We start from the raw sequence: 13002 nt of genomic DNA, 5'->3' as shown, positions 1-13002 counted from the left end.
AGATTGCAAGCAGTTAGTAACTGCTCGTTCGTTAGAGGCTGCGATCGATTTTTCTTAGTAAAGCTGTCAATTGCTGGACTTCTTCTTCGCTTAAAGCGTGGACTAGTTCTTTTTCTGCCTCATAAAAAGCTTCATTGGTTTCAGCAATCAGCGCTTTTCCTTTTGGCAGTGCGTAAATATTTTTCTGCCTTTCATTGTTTCCAGGTATGCGTCGCTCAATATACCCTTTTTTCTCTAATCCCTGCAACATACTTGTGATGCTTGCACTACGGCGTTGAAACACTTCTGCCAAGTCTTTTTGAATCAATCCTTTGTCTTCATTTTGCGCGATATAAGAAATCATCCGACCTTGTTGCGAACTAACCCCCATATCTTTGACACGCTTTTCCATCGATTCGCGGGATTTATGCATGATGGAACGTAACAAATTCGAAACTACCATTTTATCCAAAATAATCCCTCCTACACCAAATAATTAGATATCTAACTGTTAGAAATAAATATACACGCTTTAAAATAGAATGTCAACTATAAATTTTATATCTAACAATTAGAATTCTAATAAATCGGCAAAAATTTTCGGATTTCTTAATAAAATTAATTTAAAAAAACGCGAAACTCATGGAGATTCGCGTTTCTAAGCCTTGCTAGGCCCACCTACAGATTAATCATTTAACAAGACCTTGCATCATATAGCGGACTGTGAAATTAATTTCGGCTTCGTCGTCCCATGCTGCATCAGGCATGACGATGAAGCGGGTGAGGATAAATCCGACGATATTGGTAATCAAAGCGCGCATGATGGTGCTGTTCGGCATGTCTGCCAGTTCGCCTTTTTCTTTGTAGAAATCGATGAGCGCATCAAAATGCTCTTTTACGTGCGTCATGAAAATCTCAGAAAATTGCGTTCGCAATTCGTCATGATACATGAGTTCCATAAAGTAAATTTTAATGACTTTTCCGTTGTCTTTTGCGAATTCAAAACGGTTTTTGATGATAGCTTTTAGGAACGTCTCAAAATCGGCATACTCCTTTTGGAACACTTCTTCGGCGAAATCTTGCGCTAAAAACGGGACGACTCCTTCAATTAAGGTTGGCATCGTAATTGCCATCAGCAAATCTTTTTTCGTTTTATAGTGCCGGAAAATCGTTCCTTCTGCTACGCCGGCGCGTTTTGCAATTTCACTCGTACTCGTAGCAGAAAAACCTTTTTCGGCAAAAAGCTCAATGGCGGCTTTGATAATGTTTTTTTGCTTCTCGCTCATTCGCTTATCTTTTTCTGTGACGTCTAAAATCTGGCGTAAAAGGTCAGTTGGTTGTTTCTCCAAATTTGTTTCCTCCTATACTTTTCGATATTTCTTTAAGGCAAAGATGTTGAGAATTAAAAAGGCCGCTACGAATAGAAGAAGAATGTAGAAATCACCGGCGAAACTACTGAAACCCTCTCCTTTAATCATAATGCTTTGTAGTGCTTGTGCGCCGTAATACATCGGCATGATGTGTGCAATCCATTGCAGCCAGTCGGCCATTCCTTCGAGTGGGAAAATTCCGCAGAAGAGAATTTGCGGCACAATCACGATTGGAATGAATTGGATAATTTGAAATTCGTTGTTGGCGAATGTGGAAAGTAACATGCCGAGTGCGAGTGAGGCCATTGCGAGCGTTAATGTGATGAGTAAGACATACCAAATGGAGCCGTTTTGAATCATATCGAGTACTTGAACGGAATAGATGGCAACTAGGACGGATTGAAGGAGTGCAAATATCCCAAAGCCAATCATATAGCCGAGTTCAATTTCGATGCGCTTAATTGGTGTGGCCATCAGGCGTTCAAGCGTACCGGTCGTGCGTTCGCGCAAAAATGAAATGCCGGCAATTAGGAATACGAAGAAGAATACGAAAAAGCCGATGAAAATGGGGCCAATGGTATCAAAAAATGTCGTATCTTTGTCGCCGTAAACATAGTGCGCCGCCACTTGAATATCTGCGCCATTTGTTGGCATGGTAATCGTATTTCCTTGCATATTCGCACCGCTTGCTTGCATTTGTTTGGCAAGGGTTTCCAATTGTTTGGCAGCATCTTTCATTGCGGTCTCTTGTTCTTTTAACAGAGCACCTTGCATTTTCATCGCAATTTGTTTACTTTTTGTAGGATCGCTGTTTTCATAGGTGATGGTTAATTGGCTGTCAGATAAATCGATGAAGGCATCTAAATCGTCCTTTTCAATTTTTTCCTTTGGACTCGAATCATTCGCATATTTTTTTACAGATAAATCACTTTTCTCGAGTTGTGTGATCATGCTATCTGTCATGCCGTGAACGCCAATTTTGGGATTTACAGAATCGCTGTCGAATAGGAAATTGAGTAGCGTGATGAGAAGCAGCGGCGCAATAAACATCAGTGCGAGCGTGCGTTTATCTCGTTTAAACTGGTTGGCGATTCGCTTTACAATGGCTAAAACTCTCATTTTGTCACCCTCCCAAATTTCAAGAATGCATCTTCTAACTTGCCGCTTTCCGTCTCACTCGCGAGCTCGTCAGGCGTACCTTCCGCAATAATCCGTCCCTCGCGCACCATCGCAAGACGATCACATTTTTCCGCCTCGTCCATGACATGCGTCGTCACAAGAATACATTTTCCCGCGTTTTTCAGCTCATTCAGTTCGTCCCAAATCGATTTCCGCAGTTCCGGGTCGATGCCGACAGTTGGCTCGTCCAAAATCAGCACGTCCGGGTCCGCGAGCACTGCAATCGCAAGCGATAACCGCCGTTTCATTCCACCCGAATAGGCACTTACTTTTTTGTTTAAATCATCGGTCAAGTTCACAAGCTTAGCCGCATAAGCTATCCTTTCGCGTTTTATCGCCCCTTTGAGCAAATAAAGCGAGGCGAAGAAATCCAAGTTTTCCTTAGCCGTCAAATCCACATACAACGCGTCTGATTGCGCCATATAGCCGATTTGGTTCATCACGCTAAGCGTTGGCATTTTAGCATTCAGCACATGTACTTCCCCGCTATCCGCTCTCTCCATGCCAACAATCGCTTTCACAAGCGTCGTCTTGCCAGCACCAGAAGGACCGATAAGCCCATAAATTTCCCCTTTATTCACGTTCATTGTCACATCAAATAAAATCTGCTTATTATGAAACTGGATATTCAATTTTTCCGTCGAAATAACCGCTTCCATATCACATTCCCCACTTCAGTTTTTTAATGAGTGATTACTCACTTACAATATAAACCTTTTTAATTGGAATGTAAAGTAAAAACCGCCTAGAAAGTCCTAGACGGTTATTTGCGCAAATACACATCCGAAATCAGATGATTATCCCCTTTATGTAAAATCAAATCAGCGCGGTATTTGGTTTTTTCGATATTTTCTTTTAAGTTTAAGCCGTTAATCGTGTCCCAAATTTCTAGCGCGTAGTTTTCTGCAACTTGTTCGCTAATTTTGGTATATTGATGGAAATAGGAACTTGTATCTTGGAATGCCGTTTCGCGAAGCATGAAGAAACGTTCTAAATACCAGCGTTTAATACTTTCTTCCGCCGCATCCATATAGATAGCGAAATCAAAAAAGTCGCGTGGAAAAAAAGTCGCAGTCGCATCCGTTTGCAACACATTAATTCCCTCAACGATAACAATATCGGGATTTCGAAGCGTGCGCGTTTCTTCCAAAACATCATACGTCAGGTGCGAATAAAGCGGAATTTCGACATTCTTTTTGTTCGTTTTCAAATCCATCAGAAAATCAATAAACCGATTTTTATCATAGCTCTCAGGAAAGCCCTTTTTGTTCATAATCCCGCGTCGCTCAAGCTCCGCATTCGGGTATAAAAAGCCGTCAGTCGTCACAAGTTCCACTTCACGGGTTTTTGAAAACCAGCGATCAAGCATGAGCTTCAGCACACGTGCTGTGGTACTTTTACCAACTGCAACCGACCCAGCAAGCGCGATAATGAAAGGCGGACGTTCCTCTTTCTTCTTCAAGTATTCCATTTTTTCACCGTGAATAAAAATCGCTTCATGATACTGAATCGCAATTAGTTTTATAAGCGGCAAATAAATTTCTGATATATCCTCAAGAGAAATCCGGTCGTTTAAACCGCGAATTTCTTCCAGTTCATCTGAAGTTAAAATTTGGTCTTTACTTACTTCAAGTTCCTGCCAATCAGCGCGCGGAAAATGATAGTAATGGCGATAATCATTCATTGTTAAGCCCATCCTTTTATCGATTCGTGAAAACGTAAACAGCTCACAAAAATAAGCATAACGCAATCATGTTAAATCCGCAACCAAAAATTAATATTTTCGATAGACGTAAACATCTTTTGGCTTGTCCATTTTGGTATAGCTTTCCACATCAAGCGCTGGAATGTTCATTTTAAACGGCGCATAGTAATCTTGCGTAATCTCACCAGATACCCTTACCCACGTATCATTTGGCAAGTCTTCTGTCCCATCAGGCATTTTCGCAAGCATCCCAAAAACACCAGAGTCTGCCACACAATGAATAATCCCAAAGCGAAATAAGAAAACGTTGCCTGATTTTGTGACAGGGTCATTGTAAACAAAACCGGTGAACTCAATTTTCTTCCCGGTAAACTCGCCTGGATAGTTATATAAAATTTCCATTGTCATTAAATAATTTTCATCGGTTACTATAATCGGATTTTGATTGACGATGGCCGCCTTCTCTTTTTCCATCATTTTTTCATAATCGGATTTGCCAAAATAGCCGCTTGTATCAGGTCGTAAAAATTGGTTTGCGGCATAAGGGTCATCGCCCGCCGCATTGTTTTTCGGAAAATGGAAACCTTTCGCGGACACAATCGTTGAATCAAGTGTGGCGACAGGAAAGAGAAAGCCTACAATTAGCGGGTATGCCAGCAAACTATAAACAAAGATTTTTTTCCAAAGCGTATTTTCTCCAGAATGCGTATGCCCCGCGTGATTATGGCTCGCCCCGTCCTCGTCACGAAAAACCATAATAAGCTGAATAGTGGCAAGCAAAAATGACGCTATCATCGCCGAAAAGGAGAGATAGGCATACTTCATATTAATATATTTACTAATATCGCCGGAAATGTGCAGAAACATCATATAAAAGCCAAAACCGAATAGTATAAAAGCGCGTAACATCGAACTCCTCCTTTTCTAAATAATAAGGGCGTAAAGGAACACCACTACTGTGACCGAGGTGACGAGTAGTAGTACGAATTTTGCTTTGAACGACGCGAGCATCATCATGAGGTTTTTAATGTCGAGCATGGGGCCGAAAACGAGAAAGGCGACAATCGACTGTGTGGAAAAAATGCTGCGGAATGAGGCGCCAATAAATGCATCTGCTTCGGAGCAGAGCGATAAAATGAAGGCTAGTACCATCATGAGTAAAATGGATAAAACGGGACCGTGTCCAATTTGCATGAGCGTAGATGTTTTAATGTACGTTTGCATGGCCGCTGCGATAAAGGCGCCAAACACTAAATATTTACCGACGGAAAAAAATTCATCGACAGAATGCTGTGCGGTATGCCATAATTTTTGCCCGAATTTCATTTCTGCGTGTTGGTGATGTTCGTGGCCATCGTGATGCGCATGAGCATGCGTTTTCGTTTCGTTCGCCACGCTTTCCATGCCGGCAAATTGCGTGATTGTTGTATCGGTTCCGGCAAGTTCAAGCGACGCCATTTGGACGGTTTCAACTTGTTCGTTTGGCTCAGATAAAATTTTCTCTTTCAAACCTTCACCTTTGTAGAAAAAGGCGATTAAATTCCCGACGACCATTGCGACAACGAGGCTGCCGACGACGCGTAAAATTGGAATTTCCCATGTACTTCCAAAGGCGACATAGGTTGAGAAAAGGACGACTGGATTAATAATGGGAGCGGTCAGCATAAAAGCGATTCCCGCATGAAGTGGTACTCCTTTTTTCAACAAATTGCGCACGATGGGAACGATTCCGCATTCACATGATGGGAAAAGGACGCCGATGCACGAACCAATGACGACCGCAAAAAAGCGATTTTTTGGGATAACACGTGCGATGAATGCTTCGGAGATAAACATTTGAATGAATCCTGCGATAAACACACCGATTAAGACGAATGGCAATGCTTCTATTAAAATGGAGATAAAAATCGTATTCATTTGTAAAAATGAGCTAGGTAAATTGCTGAACAATTGGTTACCTTCTTCCTGTTTCAAATCTTTGTTTATTCTATTCCTATCAGCCGCAGAAATCAAGTTAAAAAAGCACACCTTTCAAAATTGAAAGGTGTGCCCAGACTGATGACAAACGGCCATCTTAGTTCGCTTATTGCGTTTTATTTGGCTCATTATTCCATTTAAAAATAATCTGAGAAATAGGCGGTTTCAAGTGGAATGAGTTGTTCGAGCCAGGCGATGGTCTCTTCTTTTGCCTTGATGCGGCCAATTTTTGCTAGGTAGGTTGGGCGTTTGTAGCTAAATAGCATGGTGGTGAGTGTCCCGATGTCAATTTTCACTTCAGGGCCGACTGCTTCTTGGGTAATGCGTTTCTTACCATCAGCGAATGAAACGCCGAAAGGCCCCAAGTTCCAGTCTAGTAGTGGATCCTCCACAACAAAATGGAAAGCATACTCGTTTCCTTGATGTCGAAATGGGTATTTTTCCAAAAAGCCTAGAACGTCCACGATTCGCGCCATATAGTACGGCTGAATCGTTTCGACAATCTCGCTATCTTCGAGCAAATAAGCAATCGGTTCATTCGTGTAGGTGCGCCCTTTTACATCGGTCACCATCGAAAAATGTGCGCTGATGAAGTTCCACAGCCCTAACCGCGCCTCTTCTGTTAAATAAATCATTTCTTTTAGGTGGAAAATATCGTCCGCAATCCAGTAGAAGACAAAGCCCTGTGGTGTGTGGTTCGCGTCGTAATAAACACCCGCTGTGAGTTCATCTTTTTCCCAGCGAAAATATTCTTCCCACGAGAGCTCACCGCGAATCATCGCTGCGTGATGTGTGCGCGCAAAGCGGTCGTAAGTGGCTTTTATGTCTGAGTGATTAATGTTAGTGCGCTCCACCATGCCAGAAACTTGAACGAGGCTTGGGAGCTGCGTATCTTTAATGGAAAAGGTCATCATATCTGAAATGATTTCCCAGCCTTTGCGGCGATAATAAGGAATTGAATAAGGGAATAAATACGACACGGTTTGCTTGCGGTCGCGCATATCTTTTAAACTTTGCCGCATGAGTTGATGCATTAAACCAAAATTGGCGTACTCTGGATACGTGCCAACGCCCGTCAAGCCGCCCATCTCATAAATCTCACCGTGAATGTTCACCTGAAGCGGATAAACCGCAAGCTGTGACACAAGCTTCTCGTTATCAAACCAACCTAAAACATCTGCTTGTTTTAAAACGGGGCGTTTCGCTTGCTCGATCTCGCCTTCCTCGTATCCTACTTCTTGCAAATCTTGGTTCGTCACCTGAAACACATAGCGCAAAAGTTCATTAAACTGCACTAAGTGCTCCATCTCAACTTTTTTCATTTTCAACCTGTCATGGACATCATTCTGCAACGTAATATTACCTCGCTTTAACTTGAATTAAGTTCACTTTATCATAAACACCGCAATAATTCACTTTTCAAGTTGCCGCAAAATTCTACTATTTTCCAAATAAGCCTCGTTTAACTTCTCTTTTTCTGCCGCACTTATTTTCGGGTCGGAAAGCTTCGCGGCGATTTCTGTAAGCCGTAACTGGACAACCAATTTGTCTTCCGCAACTGTTTCTTTAGAGCTATCCTCTTCCTTCAAAATGTCCGTCATCGCTTTTGGAATCCATTTCATCGTGCCATCTTGAATGCGAATCACTTGTTCAGACACATTGCGAACGAACGCCCCGTCATGCGAGACAAATAAAACGGCGCCGTCAAAACCGCGAATCATACCTTCGAGCGCTTCCATCGCGTCAATATCCAAGTAATTGGTTGGCTCGTCTAAAATGAGCAAATTGGCATCGCTTAGTAAAATCATCGATAGATAAAGCTTGACGCGTTCGCCGCCAGATAAAATCGTAACTTTCTTATTTAAATCGGCCTGCGTAAAATGCATGCTACCTAAAACGTCCATCGCAAGCTGTTTGTCGTGGGCATTCACACGGTTCACATTTTCAATTAACGTGTCGGAAAGTTTAAGCCCCGCCAGTTCTTGATCGAAGTAGGCGATTCGTACTTCCTTCGTCCGCCGAATAAAATCGTCCTCGTTTAAAACCGCTCGCAAAAAGCTCGTCTTCCCGCTGGCATTTTTCCCAACAAGCGCCACTTTATCTCCTATTTTTAACGAAAAAGCTTCCGTTTGAAAAAGCTTCTTCCCTGGAACTGTGACGTCCCCTTTCGAAATTTGCAAAAGCGTCGTGCCCTTTTTCAGTCTGCGCGTTTCCGGCAGCGTAATTTTAACGGGCTTAAACTGAAACGGTTTGTCGACGTGTTCGAGCCGCGAAAGCCGTTTTTCGGTCGCCTTAATCGTTTTATGCTGGCTTTTTTGCTGAACGCCTTTAAACATCTTGCCGTATGCCACTTCTTTCCGTGTCAGCCCTTTTTTAAATAGCTTCTCCTGTTTAGCGTCCATGCTGCCCGCCATATCTTTCCGATACGAAATGGCCGACTCCAGCCGTTTTTTCTCCGCCACATTTTCCGTGTACGCTTTTTGCTGCATTTCCTGCTCTTGCGATTTTTGCTTACGATACGCCGTATAATTTCCTTTGTACCGTGTAACCGTCTCCCCTTCAAGCTCCCAAATTTCCGAACAAATCGCGTCAAGAAAATCGCGGTCATGTGAAATCACAAAAATAGTCCCAGCGAATTTCTTAAAATCGCGTTTTAAATGCGCCGCACTGTCCGCATCTAAATTCGAAGTTGGCTCGTCCGCGAACAAAAGCTCCGGTCTTGTACGCAGCACTTCCTGAATCAACTTCCGCGTTTTTTCCCCGCCACTGAGCCGCTCATCTTGCGGATTAATTTGCCGAATGTAACCTGTTGCACCATCACGAAAAACCGTCCCCGCATCAGCTTCCGCTTCGCCAGCTAAAATTTCAAGTAACGTCGTCTTTCCTGTCCCGTTCCGCCCAACAATACCAATTTTATCTCCGTGTTTGGCTGTCAAATGCTGAATTTCAAACAGCGTTCTTGCCCCCATATCTTTTTTCAAATCTTTTACTTCTAACGTAAACATAAAAAAACCTCCTGTCCATTTTCCGGATAGGAGTACACAAAATAAACATAAGTCCGCAGATGTTAACAAGCGAAATGAGCATACGTATCCTGTCCGAAAAAAATGGTTTTGCATTCATTTTTTCATATAAAACAGGATTATAATTTCATTGGCTTAAAAATAACACCCCTTTAATTTAATAATTTAAGTATAAAGACATTTGCTGTTTTTTGCAAGTTTTGCTTGCTAACTATATCGCGTCGTGATATAGTTAAGACATCAAATATATCGAGGTGCGATACAATGTTAACTGATGCTTTAAGAAAAACGTATCTTCCAATGACAGAAACCGCCTTTTACATTTTATTTTCTTTGAGTAAACGAAGGCATGGTTACGCCATCATCCAAAACGTCGATGAGCTAACAAATGGCCGCATCAAGCTGGGGCCTGGAACTTTATATGGGAGTCTTTCCAAAATGAAAAAAGATGGTTTAATTGAACCCGTTGAAGAAGTAAGCAATCGAAAAATCTATCAAATCACACCTCTTGGACTTGAAATTTTAGCACTTGAAAAAAAACGTATTATCGAACTTTACGAAAATATTGGGGGAATCCGCCATGAAAACTAGGAAACGGACGATTAAATTTTTTACTGTCGCGAATTTTGAAAAGGAAGAACAATACTTGGAAAAAATGGCGGCTTCAGGTTGGCACTTTGAAAAATACCGCTTTCCTTTTTACTATTTTAAACAAGGGGAACCTAAAAAAATGTCTTATCAGATTGATTTCAAAGCGGATTTAAATGATTTATCCGAGTACGTAAGCCTTCACGAGGATGCTGGCTTTCAAAACGTCTTCCAATATTCCATTTTTCAAGGGGCATGGATGTACTTCACACACGAAACTGTTCCAAATGAACCGCAAGCGCAACTCTATACAGATTCAGAATCACTTATTGAACTTTGCAAACGAATTCGCTTACGTTGGACAATTTTCGGAGCTATCATGATTCCTTTTAGTGTATTTCCAACTTTTACCTTATCGCCATATTGGCTTGTATTACCACTTCTCCTCATCATTCTTTACGGCAATATCTTTATCACTTTAACAAGAAAAATAAAGACTTTAAGCTAAAATGACTTCTATTTATAAAAAAACGAGTAGTGACAAGCACTACTCGTTTTCTGTTACGGGTTGTCTAATTTCTTCTTTCTCCGGTTGTGGTGCGTCCTTTTTAAACGCTAGGAAGTAGCAAAGGCTAACAAAAATGGCGCCACCGACTACATTTCCAAGATATACCGGAATGATATTTAAAATGAAATCCCCCCATGTATAATGCCCTGCGAAAATCGCGGCGGGAATAATAAACATATTCGCGACAACGTGTTGGAAACCAATGGCAACGAAAGCCATAACTGGAAACCAAATAGCTAAAATTTTACCAGCAAAATCTTTTGCACCGTAAGATAACCAGACAGCAATACCAACAAACCAGTTACAGCCGATACCTGAAACGAAGGCTACCCAAAACGAGGCGTCAATTTTTGATCCCGCCGTTGCAACGGTTTTTTCCAAAAAGTCACCTTCCGTAAGACCGATGAAGTGTCCGAAAAAGTAAGCGACAAACAAAGCGCCTACCAAATTCATCACCGTGACAATGCCCAAATTACGGAGCAACATCGCAGTAGTTATTTTTTTATCAAAAAAAGCTAACGGAACCGCCATCATATTGCCGGTAATCAGTTCCCCGCCGCCGAGTAAAATGCAAACTAAGCCAACTGGGAACACACTCGCACCGATAAATGTGGCGAAGCTTCCCCACTCATGCGGCATCGTCCCCACAACGCGAATATAAAGCAAATACCCGAGCGAAATAAATGCGCCTCCTAGAAATCCTAAAATAACTAAACTTAATGTACCCGAACGCGCTTTTTGAATCCCCTTTTCAATCGTCACATCTGTAATTTCTTTTGGACTGTAATAGGACAAACTCAATCACTTCTTCCTTTTTGTTAATTCATTCACAAAAATGCGATTTCATTATAGCATATTTCGTCTGTTCCTTCTAGCCATTTCCAAATAAAAAACGCATCAGTCCAATTGAACATGATACGTTTTTTTATTTATGATGCAGGAATCTTTCCTGTGTTAGTCAACAATTTTACGGACAACGGGAATGCGGATTTCAAACTCGCTTTCTCCGTTGATGTCTTCTTTTAAATCAAAAATTTCAATTTTAAATGGTAGCGGATCGAAAACAGGAAAATCAGCCGTCATGTAGGGTTCATAATTGCGATTCTCGATTTCTGACGCAACTTCTTTGTAAGTTGCCTCGACATCTGTTTTCCCCTCGTGTTTTCCAACAAAGTAAGTGTGCGCTGGGATTTCTAGCCATTCGAGCTCATCAGGCAATTGTTTCGGCTTGTGGTCAGCTAAAACCGCCGAATAATGCGTCAGCCCTTCCTCGATATTGTGAATGGAAATTCCGTAAAGCTCTGTAAACTCGCCTCCTAGAAGCGATTTCATTTTCTGGATGACCTCCCGAATATTTCCCTTGCGTGCCTCGGCAAATGTTCCCTGCCAAGCTAAGCCAACTAAAAAGAGATCTTCATGTTCTTCTAACCGTGCGGATTGTAAAGACACTTCACTCACTCCTTTGCTGCTTTATAGCTAAAAGGATAACACAAAACGGCAGAAGTTGCACACTAAAGGATGACGCCGATGAGAACCGAAATCAAAATCACGGCAAGGAGCAATATCCAAGCAAGCGGTCGCGCCACATTAATCGTCCACCCAAGGCCAAATCTTTTTTCGACAAAGAGCGCAGGATCACTTTTGTTTAAATAAAAGATACCTAGTTTCCAGTACTTGTCGTCGTCCCGAATGGGCTTATCTGTATTTTTCGTCCCCCCGATTTTCAGCCTTGAGCCGCCTTGACCCACGAAAAAAGCAAGCAGGAAGACGATAACTAACAGGAGCAACATGAAAATAAGTGTCACCGTCGTCATTATTTCCGCACTAAGCCCAGTTAAAAATGTCAATTGAATCCCAAAAAGCATCAAGACCATTAAAATACACATCACAAGCATTGCTTTACTAAAAATAGCGCGCGCAAGCTGATTGCGCCTTACAGAGTCATTTGGATTATCATTATCCAGCACCTGTTTACTGCGCGACATGATAAAATTGATTCCCATAAATAAGCCAATCATGAAAAGTTGCATCACGATGAGCAACGATACATTCCGAACGGTCTTCGGCATTTCATTCGTGATATTTCCGTTGAAATCGTAGTGACTCGGTATGACGTCTGGTGCTGAACTGTAGAACACAATCGTCATCGCCACCGTAATCAGTGTAATCAAAAACGGAATGAGAAACCACGCATAAGAAATAATCATTTTATTCCGGTGAAAAGCTGTATCAACGAGGACAACGCTCGATTCGCCAATTTCCCCACGCTCAATTTTGTTCGCTTTCCAAGCGACCGTTTGCCGGTGATATTTCACGTAAAGCACGAATGCAATAATTAAAATTAAAAACATCGATGCCGTAAATAAAAAGCCTTGCGCCGTATCATTTCCTGAAAAAGCTGCCATTAAAGCAAAACTAAGCAATACAACAAAAATTCCGTATAGCACTACTTTATAGGCGTATTGCTTTTTCATTTGCTTTAGTTCAGGCTCTTGGTTAGCTCGGACCCCGACGCTGACACCAAAACATTCTGTCCGGTGCACAATAAACGGGGTTATCGCTTCCAGTAAAATAATAAGTAGCGACATCATTATGAAGATAATTGCCTCCATT

At 41.9% G+C, this 13002-nt stretch carries 14 protein-coding genes; 2 read left to right on the top strand and 12 right to left on the bottom strand.

What is annotated here, in order from left to right; genetic code table 11:
- Positions 1–31: 31 nt before the first annotated feature.
- The 9 genes from BN1609_RS10685 to abc-f form a co-directional block, all read right to left on the bottom strand.
- Positions 32–442, bottom strand: coding sequence for a MarR family transcriptional regulator (locus tag BN1609_RS10685; RefSeq protein WP_205408896.1), 411 nt, complete (start codon positions 440–442; stop codon positions 32–34).
- 226 nt (positions 443–668) lie between these two features.
- Positions 669–1265 carry a TetR/AcrR family transcriptional regulator gene (locus BN1609_RS10680; protein WP_240310324.1) on the bottom strand — a complete coding sequence of 199 codons (597 nt, stop codon included), beginning with the start codon at positions 1263–1265 and terminating at the stop codon, positions 669–671.
- A 75-nt stretch (positions 1266–1340) separates the two neighbouring features.
- Positions 1341–2468 carry an ABC transporter permease gene (locus BN1609_RS10675; RefSeq protein WP_088825576.1) on the bottom strand — a complete coding sequence of 376 codons (1128 nt, stop codon included), beginning with the start codon at positions 2466–2468 and terminating at the stop codon, positions 1341–1343.
- Positions 2465–3187 carry an ABC transporter ATP-binding protein gene (locus tag BN1609_RS10670; RefSeq protein ID WP_088809141.1) on the bottom strand — a complete coding sequence of 241 codons (723 nt, stop codon included), beginning with the start codon at positions 3185–3187 and terminating at the stop codon, positions 2465–2467. Before BN1609_RS10670 ends, BN1609_RS10675 begins: the two co-directional genes overlap by 4 nt.
- Positions 3188–3291: 104 nt before the next feature.
- On the bottom strand, positions 3292–4212 hold the full coding sequence (gene coaA, locus BN1609_RS10665; RefSeq protein WP_088809142.1) for a type I pantothenate kinase: 921 nt from the start codon (positions 4210–4212) through the stop codon (positions 3292–3294).
- A gap of 90 nt (positions 4213–4302) precedes the next feature.
- The gene (locus tag BN1609_RS10660) at positions 4303–5142 is read right to left on the bottom strand and encodes a TIGR03943 family protein (RefSeq protein WP_088809143.1); all 840 of its coding nucleotides are present in this window, start codon (positions 5140–5142) and stop codon (positions 4303–4305) included.
- A 15-nt stretch (positions 5143–5157) separates the two neighbouring features.
- Entirely contained in the window at positions 5158–6183 is a 1026-nt protein-coding gene (locus BN1609_RS10655) for a permease (protein WP_088809445.1), read from the bottom strand.
- Positions 6184–6347: 164 nt separating this feature from the next.
- The gene (gene eis / locus BN1609_RS10650) at positions 6348–7532 is read right to left on the bottom strand and encodes an enhanced intracellular survival protein Eis (RefSeq protein WP_088809144.1); all 1185 of its coding nucleotides are present in this window, start codon (positions 7530–7532) and stop codon (positions 6348–6350) included.
- Between the two features lie 90 nt (positions 7533–7622).
- Complete coding sequence (gene abc-f, locus BN1609_RS10645; RefSeq protein WP_088809145.1) at positions 7623–9215, bottom strand: ribosomal protection-like ABC-F family protein; 1593 nt, start codon at positions 9213–9215, stop codon at positions 7623–7625.
- A 282-nt stretch (positions 9216–9497) separates the two neighbouring features.
- Between abc-f and BN1609_RS10640 the strand changes: the two genes are divergently transcribed.
- Both BN1609_RS10640 and BN1609_RS10635 read left to right on the top strand, forming a co-directional pair.
- A complete protein-coding gene (locus BN1609_RS10640) occupies positions 9498–9824 on the top strand; it encodes a PadR family transcriptional regulator (protein ID WP_088840841.1) in 327 nt (108 codons plus the stop codon).
- Positions 9814–10329: a DUF2812 domain-containing protein gene (locus BN1609_RS10635; RefSeq protein WP_088840840.1), complete on the top strand. Its 516-nt coding sequence runs from the start codon at positions 9814–9816 to the stop codon at positions 10327–10329. Before BN1609_RS10640 ends, BN1609_RS10635 begins: the two co-directional genes overlap by 11 nt.
- A gap of 39 nt (positions 10330–10368) precedes the next feature.
- On the opposite strand, the gene BN1609_RS10630 is transcribed toward BN1609_RS10635, so the two are convergent.
- The 3 genes from BN1609_RS10630 to BN1609_RS10620 all read right to left on the bottom strand — a co-directional run bounded on the left by BN1609_RS10630 (position 10369) and on the right by BN1609_RS10620 (position 13001).
- Complete coding sequence (locus BN1609_RS10630; RefSeq protein WP_088840860.1) at positions 10369–11184, bottom strand: formate/nitrite transporter family protein; 816 nt, start codon at positions 11182–11184, stop codon at positions 10369–10371.
- A gap of 159 nt (positions 11185–11343) precedes the next feature.
- Entirely contained in the window at positions 11344–11838 is a 495-nt protein-coding gene (locus BN1609_RS10625; RefSeq protein WP_088825573.1) for a GyrI-like domain-containing protein, read from the bottom strand.
- Between the two features lie 62 nt (positions 11839–11900).
- Complete coding sequence (locus BN1609_RS10620) at positions 11901–13001, bottom strand: DUF1648 domain-containing protein (RefSeq protein WP_088809149.1); 1101 nt, start codon at positions 12999–13001, stop codon at positions 11901–11903.
- Position 13002 lies beyond the last annotated feature (1 nt).

The organism is Listeria sp. ILCC797, assembly GCF_900186185.1.
Lineage (GTDB): Bacteria > Bacillota > Bacilli > Lactobacillales > Listeriaceae > Listeria > Listeria goaensis.
Note: the sequence above shows the minus strand (reverse complement) of the source record. Positions and strands in the feature narration are given on the sequence as shown.